This window comes from Williamsia sp. R60 (assembly GCF_054063855.1).
On sequence record NZ_JBSSGR010000007.1, the window covers coordinates 66492 to 83733 of the forward strand.

Here is a 17242-nt window from a genome sequence, read left to right on the forward strand (position 1 = left end):
CATGGAACTGAAACCATTTCTGTCGGTCCCGGCCGGTGAACTCATCTTCCGGCCGCTGTTCGCCCTCACCCTCAATTCGCGATGGTCGCCGCAGACCCAGCGCAAGCTGCTGGAGATGAGTACGTTGCTGCTGCCGAAGGTGCCTCACTCGGTGATCCGGTCGGTGACCCTGGGCGATCGGTCTGCCGAGCGGGTCAGTGTCGGGGCCACCGAACACGGTCGGGCGGTGCTGTATCTGCACGGCGGTGCCTACATCGTCGGGTCCCCGACCACCCACCGGGCACTGACCACCACGCTTGCGCGGGCCGCAGGCGCCGAGGTCTATGCCCTCGACTACCGGCTTGCACCCGAGCATCCGATGCCCGCCGCGGTCGATGACTCGGTTGCCGCCTACCTCGCCCTGCTCGAACGCGGATACAGTCCCGAGTCCGTGGCGATCGCGGGAGATTCGGCAGGCGGCGGGCTCAGCGTGGCCACTGCGCGGGTATTGATCGACGAGCACGGGGTCACTCCCGCTGCGCTCGGTCTGATCTCACCATGGGTGAACCCTGCTGGGGTGTCGGAGGATCTCGGCACCGACATCGTCGTGAACCTCGAGTGGTCGCGTCAGGGCGCAGCCGCCTACCTCGGAGACGGTGATCCCACCGATCCCCGGTATGCGCCGGCCGTCGGACCTTTGGAGGGGCTACCGCCCACCCTGGTCCAGATCGGTCAGCGTGAACTGTTGCTCGAGCAGGTCACCGAGTTCGTCGCGTCCCTGCGTGAGGCAGGGGTCGACGTCACCGCATCCGATCTCGGTCCGCTGTGGCACGTGGCGCACACCGCGGCACCGCTGGTGACCGAGGCTGCCGCCGCAGTTGACGACCTGGGTCGATTCCTCAGTGATCGGCTGCGGTACTCACAGGCTGTGCTCACCGAGCCAGCGGGTCGCAACGCCGGATAGCTCCGCACCACCGTCGACCTCGGCCGCCATGGTGGTCAGGTCGGCGGTGGTCAACTCGCCCGCAACCTTGTTCATCGCACGGAACAACGTGCGGCTGAGGGCCGCGGTGCGGAAGATCGGGACCAGGTCCTGCGCCCGCATCGCATCGTTGCCGTCGTCGAGACCCTGGAGTCCGGCGTCGTCGGCCACCACACCCAATGCCGAGAACAACCCTGCGGCGCGGCCCGCGGCCACTTCCGCGACCGCCGCCTGCGCGTCCAACACCCGAGCGGGACCGAAGGCGCATCCCGCCCCGGCCAAGTCGCTGACCGTCTCTGGCGCCGGTTCCTCCACGGTGACCAGAGGCAGCCCTGCCGGGAGTGCGGCGCACTCTGCGAGTTCATCGATGTCGGCCGTGGCGGCGAGGTCACTGGACACGAACACCAGCGGCTTGTTCTGCACGGTGGTGGCATCGCCCGCCGAGACACCCTGCGGTAGTGCCTGATTGAGCTGGTTGTAGACGTCCTCCGAGGTGCGTCCCGATGCCCCCGGATCGAGCTGTGCCAGCAATTCTCCGGACCACGCCGGGAACAGATCCACTGTGCGGTTGTCCATCTGGTCGAGCAGGCCACTGTAGCCGGCCACCGGATGTTCGTCCGAGACCGCCGCCCCTGCCCCGCGAAGAGCTCCCGCATAGATGGCTGTGGCAACTCGACTCGGCGTATCGGCCGTCGACCCCATCACCAGCTCCTGCGGCGCGGGTCCCGGGTCCGAACAAGCGGCGACCATCAGCGCGCAGGCCACCACCAGGACCGGCAGACCTCGTCGGATGTGTTGCAGCAGAGCGGAATTCACTCTTGCGTGGCCACCCTGGCAACCGCGTCGGCGACCGCAGGTGCCACTCGGGGGTCCAGCGGGCTCGGCACGATCATCTCTGCGGACAGGTCATCGCCGAGGACCTCGACGATCGCGTCGGCGGCGGCCAACTTCATCTCCTCGGTGATGCGTCGTGCGCCCGCATCGAGCGCTCCACGGAACACTCCGGGGAAGGCCAGCACATTGTTGATCTGGTTCGGGAAGTCACTGCGACCCGTGGCGACCACTGCCGCGTACTTGCGCGCGACGTCGGGATGGACCTCGGGATCAGGATTGGACAGAGCGAAGATGATCGCATCGGAGTTCATCGTCGCGAGGGCGTCCTCGGGCACCTTTCCGGCACTCACCCCCAGGAACACATCAGCATCGACGAGGGCGTCCGACAACGATCCGGTCCGGCCGTCGGGGTTGGTGCGCCCGGCCATGTCGACCTTGACGTCGTGCAGGTTGTCACGGCCACTGTGCACGATGCCCTTGCTGTCGATCACCGTGACGTCGGCGATGCCGTCGGCAAGCAGGATGTTGGCGCAGGCCACGCCGGCGGCGCCGCACCCCGAGATGACGATCTTGAGGGTGCTGCGGTCTTTCTTCAGCAGCTTGGTGGCCGCTTTCAGCGCGGCGAGCACCACGATGGCGGTGCCGTGCTGATCGTCGTGCATGACCGGACAGTCAAGGGCTTCGATCACCCGCTTCTCGATCTCGAAACACCGCGGTGCCGAGATGTCCTCCAGGTTCACCGCACCGAAGGAGTGCCGCAGGCGGATCAGCGTCTCGACGATCTCGTCGGGGTCCTTGGTGCTGAGCACCAGGGGGATCGAGTCGAGCCCGGCGAAGTTCTTGAACAGCGCCGACTTGCCCTCCATGACGGGCAGTGAGGCGCTCGGACCGATGTCACCGAGCCCCAGCACCGCACTGCCGTCGCTGACCACCGCGACGAGACGATTGGTCCAGGTGTAGCGCCGGGCCAATTCGGGGTCGGCCGCGATGGCGCGGGACACCTCGGCGACGCCGGGTGTGTAGGCGATCGATAGAGCACGCTTGGTGTCGAGCGGCGAGGTGATACTCACGGACAATTTGCCACCCTCATGGCCGGCGAAGATCTCGTCGCGGGTGATTGTCGATGCGTCGGCGTCGGGGGCGGGCAGTTCACTGCCCATCAGGTCAGTCACGCCGATCACGCTACTTCAACCCAAAAGCTCTCACGGCCATACCTGGTAGTCGTGAGGTTGTCTCGGGTGGTCGTGACGTGTTCGCAGCCCGCACTCCACCGATTCGACATCAACCAGCACCGATGATCCAGACGCAATCCCGCTGCCGGGGCCCCGCGCAACCGCCGGAATCGGTGGGCGTCGCGGTTCCGGGCGTAGCATCCCCGGTGGACTTTCGCCACGCACAGACAAGGGAGGTGCCATGCCGCCACGGCCGCATCTGCGTACCAACACACCAGGCAAACCCTCCTCCAGGGTGCCCATCCCGCCGTCACGTGCAGTCGTCGACTGTGCGGTGTACGTCGACGGCAAACGCCTGCCGGGGCTGCGCACGTTCAGTCACGCCCTCGACGAGGTGCGCTCGACCGGGCGGGGCTACGTGTGGGTGGGTCTGCACTCCCCCGACAGCCGGCAGATGGAAGGGGTGGCCAACACGTTCGGCCTGCACGAACTGATGGTCGAAGACGCTGTGCAAGCCCATCAGCGGCCGAAACTCGAGCAATACGACAACACGTTGTTCCTGGTACTGAAGACCGTCAAATATGTTGCCCACGAATCTCTACAGGTGGCGAACGAGGTCGTCGAGACCGGCGAGATCATGGTGATGGCGGGCAACGAGTTCGTGATCACAGTGCGCCACGGTGACCACACGGGGCTCTCGGGGGTTCGCAAGCAACTCGAGGAACTCCCCGAGCGCCTGGCTCTGGGGCCCACCGCGGTGATGCATGCCGTGGCCGACCATGTGGTCGACACCTATGTCGACGTCACCACCGCCGTGGAGTTCGACGTCGATGCGCTCGAAGAGAACGTCTTCTCGCCCGGCCGCCGGATCGAGATCGAACCCGTCTACCTCCTCAAGCGTGAGGTCATGGAACTGCGACGGGCCGTCGACCCACTCGACGCGGCGCTGCGCCGGCTCACCTCGTCCGAGGACAAGCTGATCCCGAAAGAGGTACGGCGCTATTTCCGCGACGTCCAGGACCATCACACCAGCGTCAACGAGCGGATCGCGAGTTATGACGAGGTCCTGACATCGCTGATCGACGCCGCATTGGCCAAGGTCGGTATCCAGCAGAACACCGACATGCGCAAGATCTCGGCATGGGTGGCGATCGCATCGGTGCCCACGATGATCGCGGGTATCTACGGGATGAACTTCGACAACATCCCGGAACTGCACTGGAAGTACGGCTACTTCGTGGTGCTGACCTTGCTGGCCACGATCTGCGTGGGCCTCTGGCGGACGTTCCGGCGCAATCACTGGCTGTGACCATGCGCGCACGCCCGCGGTCGACGGTCAACCGATGGTGGCGCCTGCCCTGACCGGGTCGTTCACGTCGATTCCCGCTTCGGTCCACGCTGCGCGGAGTGCGTCCACACCTTTGAGCCGGACCCACGCCGCCTCGTTTGCCGTGACGGGGATCGCCCGGAAGAAATGCACGTCTTCGAGGTCACCGGGTATCTCGCACGGCGCGATCTTGTCGTCCTCGAGTACGACGGCCGTGAAGGTCGCCCCTTCCCAGAGGGGTTCGCCGAGATCGATCAGCGCATCGGCGGTCAAGACCAACCCTTCCACCGCCGGCGCCGCGGCCAGCATCGCGACCGTGCGGTGCAGCCCGATCAGCTGTGTGGAACGGGCTGAGGCATCGGACAGACGCATCCGGATCACCACCTCCGCGCGGGGTCCCGCCGTCGGATCCACGATCAGCTGGTCCGGTTCCCCCATCGGATGCCGGCTGCAGCCGAGCGACACGTACGCCACGCTATCGGGCGCGATTGAAAAACGAAGGACGTCAATCGATTCGAGCCCGAGGAAGGTGACCGACGCCCGCTGGGGTTCGACGTCGTCGAACATCTCACGCAGGTGCGCCGCCACCCGATCGATCACCGACGACTCCGACTCGCTCACACGCTCAGGGTAATCCCCCTCATCTGACCCGTAATCGCGGTCTTCGGCGCGTCATCACCCGGCCGCGTCTAGGGTCGAAGACGTGGTGCGTGTGCTTTCGGTATCGGACGAGGTCGTCGACAGCCTCTACTACGGGGTTGCCGAGGAGTTGGCGCCCGACCTGATCGTCGCTGCCGGTGACCTGCCCTTCGATTATCTCGAGAAGCTCATGGCCCATTTCGGTGTTCCGTGCGTGTTTGTACCCGGCAACCACGACCGGGACCTGTCCGGCTTCAAGAAGACCAGGGCGGGCTGGACCGAGGCCGGATTGCCGGTCCGCGATCCGGGGCCCGAGGGCGCGGTGAACGCCGACGGCCGCATCGTCACGGTGGCCGGTGTGCGCATTGCCGGACTGGGTGGCTGTATTCGCTACAACGACGGCCCCAATCAGTACCGGGAGGCGGCCCAGCGTCAACGGGCCAATCGACTGGCCTTGCGCCGCTTCGCGTATCGGATGATGCCCGGGAAGTCGGCCGTCGACATCCTGCTCACCCACAGTCCGGCGCGCGGCATCGGGGACGCCGAAGACGGCCCGCATCGCGGGTTCCGCTGTTTCCTCCCGCTGGTCTACCGGTTGCGTCCACAGCTCCTGCTCCATGGCCACATCCATCCCCACGGCCAGACCCCGATGGATCACACCATCCTGCTCAAGACGATCCCGGGCAAGACCCTGCGCCGCAGCACACTCTCGCTGAACACCGTCGGCTACTGCCTGTTCGACATCGAGCCCGGCGGAACCGGGATCCGGATACACCGGAGACGCCATGGCGCGTGACACCGGTTTTCCCAGCGCCGACGCCGAGAACGACTTCAGCAGGCAACGCAGACGAGCCGAGCTGGCACGTCTGTCGGCCTGGCTCACCCGACAACCCGCAGACGTCAACACGGTCCTGCCGTTCGACGAAGTCGTTGCGGCCCTGGGTAAGACGGGCGAGACGTTCCTCGGGCTCACCGTTGTCGAGGTCTCCACGATCGTCGGCAGCGTGGACCGCACCCGCGACTTCGACCGCTACTTCCGGCCCACGTCGGCCCGCGTACGCGAACGCTGGCAGCGCCTTGCCACCGCCCAGCGACGCGGTGAATCCGTACCGCCGGTGCAGCTCTACCGCATCGGCGACATGCACTTCGTCATCGACGGGCACCACCGCGTCTCGATCGCGATCTCACGACATTTCACGACCATCGACGCGTACGTGACCGTGATCCACACCCGCATCTCCCCCGAGGGCATCACCGCTCGATCCGATCTTGTCCTCAAGGACCATCGGCGTCTGTTCTTGTCCCGGGTCCCGCTGGAAGGCAAGCAACGCGAGGCCATTTCGTTCGAGGACCCCTTCGACTACGCCGAGTGCGCCGAGAACGTGGAGGCCTGGGGGTTTCGGCTCAGTCAGGAGACCGGCACGTTCCTGAGCCGGGTGGAGGTCGCCCGCCGGTGGTTCGGCGAGGAGTTCCTGCCGGTGGTGCGGATGGCTCGGCGCGCCGAGATACTCCCCGAGGTCACGAGCGACGCCGAGCTCTATCTGTGGCTGGCGTCGGAACGATACCGCTTGGTACGCAAGCACATCTGGGACGAAGCAATCATCGACGAGCTGCGTGAACATTCCCGTCGCAGGCGTAAGTCGACCTGATCGCACGCGTTGCCCACGCGCCCTGTCCACAACGCATCTACAACGCAGCGAGCCCGGCGGGATTACCCGCCGGGCTCGACTGTCGATCGGTACTACTACAGGCTGAGGTTGTGACCGCTCGCCTGATCGAACACCGACACCTTGGAGGTGTCGTAGAAGAGCTCTGCCTGCTGCCCCTTGCCGATGTTCGACTCCGGTGAGAGGCGGGCGATCAGTTGGCCGCTACCCATCTGCGCACCGGCATCCGCCGCGATGTCCGCAAGCGCCTTGGCGGACGACTGGCCGCCCTCGACGGTGAAGTGCGCGTAGTTGTCCGAGCCCATCGACTCGAGCACGCTGATCTGCACGGTGAAGGTGGCTCCCTTGGACCGCGCCAGTGGGTCGACCAGACGAGCATCTTCGAAGTGCTCCGGCCGGATGCCGATGAGCACCTCGCCGTTGCTGCGAGCATGTTTGGCGTTCTCCACCACTCGCCGCATATCGCTGACCGCCACCTCACCGATCGCGGTTTCGATGCCGTTCTGGGTGAGGCGTCCGGGCAGGAAGTTCATGGCCGGCGAGCCGATGAACCCGGCGACGAACAGGTTCGACGGCCGGTTGTAGAGCTCCTGCGGAGAACCGATCTGCTGCACCAGGCCGGCGCGCAGGACCACAACCCGGTCGCCGAGGGTCATGGCCTCGGTCTGGTCGTGGGTGACGTAGACCGTGGTGGTGCCGAGACGCTGCTGCAGCTGGGCGATCTCGGTACGGGTCTGCACACGCAGCTTCGCATCGAGGTTCGACAGCGGCTCGTCCATCAGGAACGCCTTGGGAGAGCGCACGATCGCGCGGCCCATGGCCACCCGCTGCCGTTGACCACCGGAGAGGTTGGCCGGCTTGCGGTCGAGGTACTGACCGAGGTCGAGGATGCGCGCTGCCTCGTCAACCTTCTGCGAGATCTCGGCCTTGGGCATCTTCGCCAGGGTCAGCGGGAACGCGATGTTGTCACGCACCGTCATGTGCGGGTACAGCGCGTAGGACTGGAACACCATCGCGATGTCGCGGTCTTTCGGTGCCTTCTCGTTGACCCGTTCTCCCGCGATGCGGAGTTCACCGGAGGAGATGTCCTCCAGACCGGCGATCATGTTGAGGGTGGTGGACTTTCCACAACCCGACGGGCCCACCAGGATGATGAACTCGCCGTCGGCGATGGTGATGTCGACGTCGTTGACGGCCACAGAACCGTCCGGGTACTTCTTGCTCACCTTGTCCAGCACGATTTCGGCCATTGGCTATCCCTTCACGGCGCCGGAGGTCAAACCGGCAACGATACGACGTTGGAACAAGAGGACAAAGATGATGATGGGGATCGTGATGACCACGGCCGCAGCCGCGATGGATCCCGTGGGTTCTTCGAACTGGCTGCTGCCGGTGAAGTTCGCAATCGCCACCGGGGCAGTGATCGAACGCTCCGTCGATGTCAGCGAGATCGCTAGCAACAGGTCGTTCCAGGCGAAGATGAACACGAGGATCGCAGCGGTCACGATGCCCGGTGCGGCCAGTGGCGCGATCACCTTGCGGAAGGCCTGAGCCGGGGTGGCTCCGTCCATCTTCGCGGCTTTCTCCAGCTCCCAAGGGATCTCACGGAAGAACGCGGACAACGTGTAGATCGCCAGCGGCAGCGCGAAGGTGATGTACGGGATGATCAGGCCGGCCCAGGTGTCGAAGAGCCCGAGACGCCGCTCGATGTTGAACAACGGTGTCACCAGCGAGATCTGCGGGAACATGGCGATCAGCAGGGCTGCGCCGATCAGCGCCTTCTTGCCCGGGAAGTCAAGCCGCGCAACAGCGTAGGCGGCCATCGTGCCCAGGGTCACCGCGATCACCGTGGTGATCAGCCCGATTCCGATCGAGTTGATCAGCGCCGAGGTGAACGCACTGGTGTCGAAGATGCTGGTGTAGTTCTCCCAGGTCCAGGAAGTAGGGATGAACTTGCCGTCCTTGACAGAGCCGGGTGGCTTGAACGACAAGCTGATGATCCACAGCACCGGGATCAGTGCGTAGAGGACAACCAGCAGGTTGATAACGGTCCAGCCGACACGTCGGCCCATCACAGTGTTCATGGCTCAGTCACCGTCCTTCTGCGTCGGAGCCGGGCGCCGAAGCACCGAACAGCTTGATGAAGACGAAGGCGATGATCGCCACGCACAGGAAGATGAGCACACTGATCGCTGATCCAACTCCTAGGTTGAATGCCTTGAAGAGGTTGTCGTAGCCCAACATCGACACCGAATAGGTGTTGTTGCTACCTCGGGTGAGGATGTAGATGTTGTCGAACACCCGGAACGCGTCCAGGGTGCGGAACAGGAGTGCGACGAGGATCGCCGGCTTCATCAGCGGCAGGATGATCTTCGTCAGGCGTGTCCACGCTCCGGCGCCGTCCATCTGTGCGGCCTTGAGCAGGTCGTCGGGCACCAGCGCCAGGCCGGCCAGGAGGAGTAGCGCCATGAACGGCGTGGTCTTCCAGACCTCGGCCAACACGATCACCGCCAACGACGGCCACTGTTCCGTCAAAGGCGCTGTGCCGTCGGGCAGCAGATTGGCCAGGTAGCCGGTGTCCGGCGTCCACGCGTAGTACCACGAGAACGCGGCGACCACGGTGACGATGCCGTAAGGGATCAGCACCAAGGTGCGAATCGCGCCCTTGCCGAACAGGGTTCGGTGCATCACCAGCGCGATGGCCATGCCCAGCACCAGCTCGATCACCACCGAGACCACGGTGATGCCCATCGTGACACTGAAGGCCGTCCACCAGTAACTGTCACTCAGCACGGTCGCGTAGTTCGAGAACCCGACGAACTCGTCCTGCCCGGGTGCCGACAGGCTTGCCTTCTGCAAACTCAGCCAGAACGCGTACACGATCGGGTACCCGGTCACCAGGATCATCAGGACCACAGCGGGTGCGATCAGCAGCAACCCCAGCCGGCGTTCGGCGCGCTTTCCCTCGCTGAGCGCCGGCTTCTTCTTACCGGTGCTCTGCGGCGCGTTCTGCGTCTCGATGGTCGCGGTCATGGGATCAGCCCCTCACCCTTGATGGCTTTGTCGACCTGATCGGCGAGCTGGTCGACCAGGGTCTCCGGATCCCAGGCGCCGACCGGGCTGAGCTTGGCCACCAGCAACGTCGAAATTGCTTGATAGACGGGCGATGCCGGCCGCAACGCGGCGTTCTCGCTCTCGAGCTGCGTCTTGATCTGTTGCCCCATCGGGTACGCGGCCTGGAAGTCCGGGTCGTCGTAGATCGCCGCCAACGTGGGCGGGGTACCACCACTGATGGAGTACAGCTTCTGCGACTCCTCGTTGGTCATGCACTCGGCAGCCTTGAACGCGAGATCCTTCTGCTCCGAGGTGTCGGCGACCGCGATGTTCACGCCACCGAGGGTCACCTTGGAGGGAACCTCCGGAAGGACACCCGGGTACCTGGCGAAGTCGAACTTGGTGCGCACCACGTCGTTCACAGGTGCGAGTTCGTTGTCCGGCGGCGGGTTGTCCGGATCGGCGAACAAGGGGCCGAACTCCTGCTTCACCTCGGGCAGGAACGCCACATCACCGGCTCCGGCGTTGGACCGCATCGAGGGAAACACGAACGGCCAGTTGACCTCGAAGGTCGCCTTGCCCGATTCCATGCCCAGGCGGGCCGAGGACTCATCGCTGTTGGTGATGGACGGGTCGGCGCCGGGCGCTGTGGCGACCGACTTGAGGGTCTGCAGTGCCTTCACCGTGGCCGCGCGATGTTCCGGGGTGTCGTTGAGCGTCTGCTTGTTCGGATCGTTCGGGTCGACGACCTGGCCCCCGGCACTGGAGAGCACCGAGTTGAACCAGACCATCAAACCCTCGTATTGCTTGCCCTGGACCATGATGTAGCTCGGTCCACCGGCCTTGCGGATGATCTCGTTGTCCGCCAGCATCTCGTCCCACGTGACCGGCGGCGTGTCCTTGTTGAGGTACTGCTGCAGCACATCGGGTCGGTACCAGAGGAGCTGGGTGTTGGTCCATGTGGGAATGGCGTAGAGGCGTTTGGCCTCGTCGTCGTCGGTCTTCCAGACAGCGGTTTCGTATGGCCCACCGAGGGTGTCGGCCTTGATGCGTGCCGCCAACTCGTCAGGAACCGGCTCGATCCAGCCCGCGTCGGCGAACTCGGCGGTCCACACCACGTCCATACCCATCAGGTCGAGGCCGTGGTCGTTGCCCGCGAGCCGTCGTGCCAATTGCAGACGCTGATCGTCGGCTGCCTTGGGCAGCGCGAACGTGTTGATCTTGTATTCGCCTTTCGAATTCGCTGCGCAGGTCTCGGCGGCCTGCTTGATGAACGATGCGCCGTCGGCGGGTGCGTACACGTTGAGCGTGCCCGGCGTGGAACCCGAACTGCACGCGCTGAGCACCGGCAGTGCCACAGCCACTGCAGCACAAGATATTCCGAGCTTCTTCCAGGCGGCGACCTTCTTGGGCCCACCGATTGTCTTGGCTCTTGCGGATTTGTCGTCCACCGCGGGTGGATCACCGTTGCACTGCACGCAGCCTCCTCGATGAGTCGCCGGTGCGCGCAGGGATCTCGGCGCACACCATTGATTGCCTGCGACGTACGTTATAGGCGTTAAATAGTGACACGCAACACAATCGGCATGATCGTGCCAACTCGAGACCAAATCGTTGACTGCAGAAAGGCCCTGACCTGCGCCGGGCGGGGCAGCTACGGCTGCAGGCGACTCAACATGTCGCGGGCGCGTTCGGCACTGCGCGGATCGCACAGCACGTCGTACCGTCCGGCGACCAGCTGCATCGTCGAGGAGAAGTCACGCTGTCCGCGCGTGGCCGCATAGGGAATAGAGGTGGACACCACGCCGAAGACGATGCCGCCGACGAGCCCGAAGAGCAGCGGCACCAATGGATTGGTGTCCACCACGATGCCGACGAGCAGCCCGAAGAACAGTCCCAGCCAGGCGCCGGACACCACACCTCCGCCGATCACCTTGCCCCATGTCAATCGGCCGAGCACACGCTCGACCTGCATCAGGTCCACACCCACGATGGTGACGTCCTGCACGGCGAAGTTCTCGTCCGAGAGGTAGTCGACGGCACGCTGCGCCTCGGCATAGGTGGTGTACGACCCGATCGGCCAGCCCTTGGGCGGCGTGGGCAGGCCGGGCCCCGGCGCGGGTTTCATCGGATTGCTCATGTCTTCACTCCTTGTTCGAACGCTCGATTCGATTCGCGGCCGTCAGACGTCCACAGGCGACGGTGAACGGGACATGCCCGCCGCGCGGCCCTTGCCGGCAATCACCTCGGCCATCTTCCGGCTCGCCTCATCGATCATCTCACCGCGGAACCGGACGGCGCCGCGTTCGCCACCTTCGGCGGTCGCCGCGTGTGCATAGGCGTCGAGCAATTCCTCGGCGTCGTCGTAGTCGGCCTGCCGCGGCCGGAACACCTCGTTTGCGACATCGATCTGGCTCGGGTGCACCACCCACTTGCCGTCGTAGCCGAGCGCCGCCGAGGACTCGGCGACTGTCCTAAAACCCGCTGCGTCATCGATTTTCAGGTAGGGACCGTCGATCGCCTGCAGACCGTGAGTGCGGGCGGCGACGAGGATGGTCATCAACACGTGGTGATGCGCATCGCCTTTCAGATAGCCCTGGGGCTGTTCACCGACGGCCAGCGACCGCATGCCGAGACTGGCCATCATGTCGGCGGGTCCCAGGACCAACGAGCGCAACCGCGGACTGGCCGAAGCGATCTCGTTGATGCATGTCAGTCCGGCGGCGTTCTCGATCTGGGCCTGGATCCCGATCTTCCCCGCCGACAGACCGCAACCCGACTCCAGTTGGCCCAGCATCAGGTCGAGTGCGGTGACCTGCGCAGCCGAGGTGACCTTGGGCAGCAGGATGGAGTCGAGGTGGGCGCCGGCGCCCTTGACCACGGTGACCACGTCGTCGACGGTCCACGGTGTGGTCCAGTCGTTGACCCGGACCACCCGCTGTTGCCCGGACCAGTCCGCCGCGCCCAGCGCCGCGATGACCGACGCGCGTGCGGCCTCTTTCACCGAGGGCGCCACCGCGTCCTCCAGATCGAGGAAGACCTCGTCTGCGGGCAGCCCCCGCGCCTTGGTCAGCATCTTCGGACTGCTGGCGGGTACGGCCAGCACCGACCGTCGGATCGCGGTGTCAGAGGCTGGCATGGGACTCCTTTGTCGTCGACCGGGGCTCGCGACCACTACCCTTACAGCCATGGCAGCGGTGAGCAAGGCGTTCGTGGCCAGGCTGGCCGGTCTGGCGGTACTCGGCCCCGATGGTGAATCCATCGGCCGTGTCCGAGATGTGGTGGTGTCGATCCGATTCGGAACCGGCCAACCCCGGGTTCTGGGCTTGGCGGTGGAACTGACCACCCGTCGGCGCATCTTCGTTCCGATGTTGCGCGTCACGGCAATCGAGCCGACATCTGTGACGCTCAACACCGGAACGGTCAGTCTGCGACGCCTCATCCTGCGTCCCGGCGAGGCGCTGGTTCTCGGCCAGATCGTGGAATCGCGTGTGCAAGTGGATGATCCGGATCTCGAGCACCTTCGTGGTCATGACCTCACGGTGGTCGATCTGGCGATCGAACGTCGCCGCACCCGCGACTGGGTGATCTCCCGGGTCGCGGTTCGCGGTGCGCGGTCGCGGCTCGGTCGGCGCGGGGAAACCCATGTCGTGGAATGGAATCACGTACTCGGACTCACCCAGAGCGCGCTGTCGCTGCCCGGTCAGGGCGTCACCCAGATCCTGTCGCAGTTCGACGGCATGCGGGCTGCGGACGTCGCCCACGCACTCCGGGAACTGCCGTCGAAACGCCGCCAGGAGATCGCGTCGGCCTTCGACGACGAACGACTGGCCGACGTGGTGCAGGAGTTGCCCACCGACGACCAGACGGACCTGCTCGGGCACATGGAGGTCGAACGGGCCGCGGACGTACTCGAGGCGATGGACCCCGACGATGCCGCCGACCTGCTCGGTGAACTCCCGGATTCCGAGGCCGAGGCGCTGTTGCAGTTGATGGATCCCCAGGAATCCGAGCCGGTTCGTCGACTCATGTTGCACTCACCGGACACCGCCGGTGGTCTGATGACCACCGAGCCGTTGGTCGTCACCGCCTCCACCACCATCGCCGAAGCCCTGGCCCGGGCACGCAATCCAGACCTCACCCCGGCGTCGGCGTCGCTCACCTTCGTGGTGCGACCACCAACCGCCACCCCCACAGGAAAGTACCTCGGCTGCGTGCACATCCAGGCCCTGCTTCGCGAACCGCCGGCCAACCTCGTCGGCGGCATCATCGACGACAGATTGCCGCATCTGGGCTCCGAGGACTCTCTCGAGAAAGTGACCCGGTATTTCGCCACCTACAACCTCGTGTGCGGTCCGGTCATCGACGACGACGGTCATCTGCTTGGCGCGGTGACGGTCGACGACCTCCTCGACCACCTGCTGCCCGAGGACTGGCGAGAAACCGAGGGTGAGGACGAGCTGACCACGGAGGGGCCACGATGACGGGGCCCATGGACCGCGACCGCGCTGCGTCGGGCCGGGCCGAGCGCCAGTCGTCGCGGTCGGCCCGCCGTCTCGACACCCCCACCGAAACCCGCCGGTGGATGCCGAAACTGAACCTCGACAGCGACCTTGTCGGTGTCTACAGCGAACGCATCGCCCGCTTCCTCGGCACCGGCCGGTACCTCGCCATCCAGACCGCCCTGGTGATCGTGTGGATCTTCCTCAACCTCGCCGTGATCAGCCTGCAGTGGGATCCCTACCCGTTCATCCTGCTCAACCTGGCGTTCTCGACCCAGGCGGCCTACGCCGCGCCGCTGATCCTGCTGGCCCAGAATCGGCAGGAGAACCGGGACAAGGTCTCACTCGAAGAGGACCGGATGCGGGCCGAACAGACCAAGGCGGACACCGAGTTCCTGGCGCGGGAGCTGGCCGCGGTACGCCTGGCCGTCGGCGACACCGTCTCCCGCGACTACCTGCGCCGCGAGCTCGACGACCTGCTGACCGAACTCACCGAGCGGATCCTCGGCGACCAGCGCAAACGTGACGAGCCCAAGAAGGGCGACGACCGCAAACGCGGAGACAAGAAGCGCGACGACGGGAACTGACCCCGTTCCCCTGCCGGGTCCACTCGTCTGACGGTCGACCGTCCCCGACCGCTCCCGACCACACCGAGCCCGCCGGCGAACGCACGCCGATCCGGTCAATAAGTATGGTTCGCCCGCGGGCATCGATAACGAATATGTATCGTGGGTCACAATCAGTTCGTGATGTTCGGGGTCGGGGAGTCAACAGGAGTGCCGAAAGTGCGCTGGGGTCGTTTGGGCAAGGGCGGGAACCAAGGAACAGAGTCGTCGAAGCATGCTTTCGACCTCTCCTCCGTGCGGTGGGGACGCGTTCAGCTGCTCACGGGGTGTGCTGTCATCGGAGTGGGATTGATGGCCGCGGTCAGCTCGAGCGCGCACATCGGACCCGCGCCCACCCTCACCGTCGTATCGGCGGATCAGACGGTCGCGGCGGCCGCCCCGGAGATCCTTCCCATCCCGGCCCGGCCCGAACTCGAGTTCCGCCCCCCGGCGGTCAGCCCGGCGCTTCCCGCGATGCCGGATCCGTTGGCAGTCCCCCGGATGAGGGCGGCAGCACTGCCCGACGGACCTCTGGGTATCCCCGGCATCGTCTTGCAGGCCTACAAGCTGGCCGAACAGCGGGTCGGCGCAGAGTCGCCCCAGTGCAAACTGCCTTGGTTCCTGCTCGCAGGCATCGGCCGTATCGAGTCGGGGCATGCCGGCAACGGCAATGTCGACAGCTCGGGAACCACGGTGACCCCCATCGCAGGACCCATCCTGAACGGCACCCTCGCCGGTAACGAGGTGATCGTCGACTCCGACGGAGGACGTCTCGACGGCGACGCCGGCCACGACCGGGCCATGGGACCGATGCAGTTCATCCCCTCCACCTGGGCGTCGTGGGGCAGCGACGCAAACGGTGACGGCAAGTCCGATCCGAACAACATCTTCGACGCCACCTACTCGGCAGGCCGTTACCTCTGTGCCGGAGTCACCGACATCATGGCCGAGAAGACCAAGGTCAGCGCGGTCATGCGCTACAACCACTCCGCCGAGTACGCGGCCAACGTGCTGGCGTGGGCGGCCGGTTACGCAACGGGCGTCACCCCCACCGACACCGGTCCCCTGCCCGCGCCGACGTCGGGTTCGTCGACCCCACCGAGCACATCGTCGACCAGCTCGCCGAGCAGCAGTGCTCCGCCGAGTGAGAGCCCGTCGTCGTCCAAACCCTCCACCACCACGCCCACACCGTGCCCGATCATCTGCCTGCCGACGATCGTGCTGCCCACGCTCCCGCCACCACCGCCGCCGCCGAGATAGCACGCCCGCGCGCGCAGTGGCAGCCCGTGGGGGCGGGAGGTTGATGCGCGCGTAAACTCGGGGCCGATGACACAAGCAACGTTGCCGACCGAATCATCGATTCGCGCCGCGCTGGCCAAGGTGAACGACCCCGAGATCGGTAAACCGATCACCGAACTCGGCATGGTCAAATCCATCACCGTCGCCGACGACTCCAGTGTGGGTATCGGTATCTACCTCACCACCTCGGGTTGCCCGCTGCGCACCGAGATCACCGAACGGGTCACCGCGGCGGCGGCCGACGTGCCGGGGGTCGGATCGGTGTCGGTGGAACTCGATGTGATGAACGACGAGCAACGCACCGAACTCCGCAAGAGTTTGCGCGGTGATCGCGCCGAACCAGTCATCCCCTTCGCTCAGCCGAGCTCGCTGACCCGGGTCTACGCGGTCGCCTCGGGCAAGGGTGGTGTCGGCAAGTCCAGCGTCACGGTGAACCTTGCTGCCGCACTTGCTGATCGGGGCCTCAAGGTGGGCGTGCTCGACGCTGACATCTACGGCCACTCGGTGCCACGAATGCTCGGCAACGACGCGAAACCCACCCAGGTCGAGAAGATGATCATGCCGCCGATGAGTCATGGCGTGAAGTTCATCTCGATCGCCCAGTTCACCAGCGGCAACACCCCCGTCGTCTGGCGCGGACCGATGTTGCACCGTGCTCTGCAACAGTTCCTCGCCGACGTCTTCTGGGGCGATCTGGACATCCTGCTCCTCGACCTGCCGCCCGGCACCGGCGATGTGGCCATCTCGGTCGCGCAGCTCATCCCCGGCGCCGAGATCCTGGTGGTCACCACCCCGCAGCAGGCCGCAGCCGAGGTGGCAGAACGCGCCGGCGCCATCGCATTGCAGACCCGCCAGAAGATCATGGGTGTCGTGGAGAACATGTCGTGGATGGAACTCCCCGACGGAAGCCGGATCGAGCCCTTCGGTTCCGGTGGTGGAGCCCGGGTGTCCGAGCGTCTGACCATCGCCGTCGGCGCGGAGGTACCCCTCCTCGGCAAGATCCCGCTCGACCCGGCTCTGCGCGAGGGCGGAGACGCGGGAGTTCCGTTGGTACTTTCGTCACCTGATTCCGCCGCCGGCGCAGCACTGCGTCAAGTGGCCGATCGCCTGGCCATCCGCAAGCGGGGACTGGCCGGGATGAACCTCGGGATCGACACCACTCGGCGCAACTGACGCACGCCA

17 protein-coding genes are annotated in these 17242 nt (G+C 65.5%); 8 read left to right on the plus strand and 9 right to left on the minus strand.

Annotation, left to right across the window (positions count from 1 at the left end; genetic code table 11):
* Position 1 precedes the first annotated feature (1 nt).
* Positions 2–943 (plus strand): alpha/beta hydrolase, encoded by a 942-nt coding sequence (locus ACVWY6_RS24435; protein WP_457541516.1) that lies wholly within the window; start codon positions 2–4, stop codon positions 941–943.
* Here the strand turns inward: ACVWY6_RS24435 and ACVWY6_RS24440 are convergent.
* A complete protein-coding gene (locus ACVWY6_RS24440; RefSeq protein ID WP_457541517.1) occupies positions 899–1777 on the minus strand; it encodes a glycine betaine ABC transporter substrate-binding protein in 879 nt (292 codons plus the stop codon). The two genes, ACVWY6_RS24435 and ACVWY6_RS24440, sit on opposite strands and share 45 nt — an antisense overlap.
* On the minus strand, positions 1774–2955 hold the full coding sequence (locus tag ACVWY6_RS24445) for an NAD(P)-dependent malic enzyme (protein WP_457541551.1): 1182 nt from the start codon (positions 2953–2955) through the stop codon (positions 1774–1776). Before ACVWY6_RS24445 ends, ACVWY6_RS24440 begins: the two co-directional genes overlap by 4 nt.
* A 253-nt stretch (positions 2956–3208) precedes the next feature.
* On the opposite strand from ACVWY6_RS24445, the gene ACVWY6_RS24450 reads away from it, so the two are divergent.
* Complete coding sequence (locus ACVWY6_RS24450; RefSeq protein WP_457541519.1) at positions 3209–4276, plus strand: magnesium and cobalt transport protein CorA; 1068 nt, start codon at positions 3209–3211, stop codon at positions 4274–4276.
* Positions 4277–4303: 27 nt separating this feature from the next.
* Here the strand turns inward: ACVWY6_RS24450 and ACVWY6_RS24455 are convergent, their stop codons facing one another.
* Positions 4304–4915 carry a suppressor of fused domain protein gene (locus ACVWY6_RS24455; RefSeq protein WP_457541521.1) on the minus strand — a complete coding sequence of 204 codons (612 nt, stop codon included), beginning with the start codon at positions 4913–4915 and terminating at the stop codon, positions 4304–4306.
* 82 nt (positions 4916–4997) lie between these two features.
* Here ACVWY6_RS24455 and ACVWY6_RS24460 point away from each other — a divergent pair, with 82 nt between their 5' ends.
* Entirely contained in the window at positions 4998–5729 is a 732-nt protein-coding gene (locus tag ACVWY6_RS24460) for a metallophosphoesterase family protein (RefSeq protein WP_062800190.1), read from the plus strand.
* Entirely contained in the window at positions 5719–6582 is an 864-nt protein-coding gene (locus tag ACVWY6_RS24465) for a hypothetical protein (protein WP_023957804.1), read from the plus strand. Before ACVWY6_RS24460 ends, ACVWY6_RS24465 begins: the two co-directional genes overlap by 11 nt.
* Positions 6583–6677: 95 nt before the next feature.
* Here ACVWY6_RS24465 and ACVWY6_RS24470 read toward each other — a convergent pair whose 3' ends face one another.
* The 6 genes from ACVWY6_RS24470 to ACVWY6_RS24495 form a co-directional block, all read right to left on the minus strand.
* Positions 6678–7850, minus strand: coding sequence for an ABC transporter ATP-binding protein (locus ACVWY6_RS24470; protein WP_062800187.1), 1173 nt, complete (start codon positions 7848–7850; stop codon positions 6678–6680).
* A gap of 3 nt (positions 7851–7853) precedes the next feature.
* Positions 7854–8684 carry a carbohydrate ABC transporter permease gene (locus ACVWY6_RS24475; protein WP_023957800.1) on the minus strand — a complete coding sequence of 277 codons (831 nt, stop codon included), beginning with the start codon at positions 8682–8684 and terminating at the stop codon, positions 7854–7856.
* 7 nt (positions 8685–8691) lie between these two features.
* Positions 8692–9633, minus strand: coding sequence for a carbohydrate ABC transporter permease (locus tag ACVWY6_RS24480; RefSeq protein ID WP_030174192.1), 942 nt, complete (start codon positions 9631–9633; stop codon positions 8692–8694).
* Positions 9630–11075 carry an extracellular solute-binding protein gene (locus ACVWY6_RS24485; protein ID WP_400727058.1) on the minus strand — a complete coding sequence of 482 codons (1446 nt, stop codon included), beginning with the start codon at positions 11073–11075 and terminating at the stop codon, positions 9630–9632. Before ACVWY6_RS24485 ends, ACVWY6_RS24480 begins: the two co-directional genes overlap by 4 nt.
* A gap of 233 nt (positions 11076–11308) precedes the next feature.
* Positions 11309–11794 carry a general stress protein gene (locus ACVWY6_RS24490; RefSeq protein ID WP_023957794.1) on the minus strand — a complete coding sequence of 162 codons (486 nt, stop codon included), beginning with the start codon at positions 11792–11794 and terminating at the stop codon, positions 11309–11311.
* Positions 11795–11836: 42 nt separating this feature from the next.
* Positions 11837–12793 carry an HpcH/HpaI aldolase/citrate lyase family protein gene (locus tag ACVWY6_RS24495; protein ID WP_317712972.1) on the minus strand — a complete coding sequence of 319 codons (957 nt, stop codon included), beginning with the start codon at positions 12791–12793 and terminating at the stop codon, positions 11837–11839.
* Between the two features lie 49 nt (positions 12794–12842).
* Here ACVWY6_RS24495 and ACVWY6_RS24500 point away from each other — a divergent pair, with 49 nt between their 5' ends.
* From ACVWY6_RS24500 to ACVWY6_RS24515, 4 genes are all read left to right on the plus strand, one after another.
* A complete protein-coding gene (locus tag ACVWY6_RS24500; protein WP_030174183.1) occupies positions 12843–14138 on the plus strand; it encodes a magnesium transporter MgtE N-terminal domain-containing protein in 1296 nt (431 codons plus the stop codon).
* An 8-nt stretch (positions 14139–14146) separates the two neighbouring features.
* Positions 14147–14743, plus strand: coding sequence for a DUF1003 domain-containing protein (locus tag ACVWY6_RS24505; RefSeq protein ID WP_023957790.1), 597 nt, complete (start codon positions 14147–14149; stop codon positions 14741–14743).
* Between the two features lie 159 nt (positions 14744–14902).
* Positions 14903–16021: a lytic murein transglycosylase gene (locus ACVWY6_RS24510; RefSeq protein WP_457541524.1), complete on the plus strand. Its 1119-nt coding sequence runs from the start codon at positions 14903–14905 to the stop codon at positions 16019–16021.
* 66 nt (positions 16022–16087) lie between these two features.
* The gene (locus ACVWY6_RS24515; RefSeq protein WP_457541526.1) at positions 16088–17233 is read left to right on the plus strand and encodes an Mrp/NBP35 family ATP-binding protein; all 1146 of its coding nucleotides are present in this window, start codon (positions 16088–16090) and stop codon (positions 17231–17233) included.
* Positions 17234–17242 lie beyond the last annotated feature (9 nt).

Excerpts from the sequence above, each read along its gene's own strand:
- ACVWY6_RS24450 (WP_457541519.1), top strand. The coding sequence starts at position 3,209 with ATGCCGCCACGGCCGCATCTGCGTACCAACACACCAGGCAAACCCTCC.
- ACVWY6_RS24480 (WP_030174192.1), bottom strand. The coding sequence starts at position 9,633 with ATGACCGCGACCATCGAGACGCAGAACGCGCCGCAGAGCACCGGTAAG.
- ACVWY6_RS24465 (WP_023957804.1), top strand. The coding sequence starts at position 5,719 with ATGGCGCGTGACACCGGTTTTCCCAGCGCCGACGCCGAGAACGACTTC.
- ACVWY6_RS24435 (WP_457541516.1), top strand. The coding sequence starts at position 2 with ATGGAACTGAAACCATTTCTGTCGGTCCCGGCCGGTGAACTCATCTTC.
- ACVWY6_RS24505 (WP_023957790.1), top strand. The coding sequence starts at position 14,147 with ATGGACCGCGACCGCGCTGCGTCGGGCCGGGCCGAGCGCCAGTCGTCG.
- ACVWY6_RS24445 (WP_457541551.1), bottom strand. The coding sequence starts at position 2,955 with ATGGGCAGTGAACTGCCCGCCCCCGACGCCGACGCATCGACAATCACC.
- ACVWY6_RS24495 (WP_317712972.1), bottom strand. The coding sequence starts at position 12,793 with ATGCCAGCCTCTGACACCGCGATCCGACGGTCGGTGCTGGCCGTACCC.
- ACVWY6_RS24470 (WP_062800187.1), bottom strand. The coding sequence starts at position 7,850 with ATGGCCGAAATCGTGCTGGACAAGGTGAGCAAGAAGTACCCGGACGGT.
- ACVWY6_RS24515 (WP_457541526.1), top strand. The coding sequence starts at position 16,088 with ATGACACAAGCAACGTTGCCGACCGAATCATCGATTCGCGCCGCGCTG.
- ACVWY6_RS24490 (WP_023957794.1), bottom strand. The coding sequence starts at position 11,794 with ATGAGCAATCCGATGAAACCCGCGCCGGGGCCCGGCCTGCCCACGCCG.
- ACVWY6_RS24500 (WP_030174183.1), top strand. The coding sequence starts at position 12,843 with ATGGCAGCGGTGAGCAAGGCGTTCGTGGCCAGGCTGGCCGGTCTGGCG.
- ACVWY6_RS24475 (WP_023957800.1), bottom strand. The coding sequence starts at position 8,684 with ATGAACACTGTGATGGGCCGACGTGTCGGCTGGACCGTTATCAACCTG.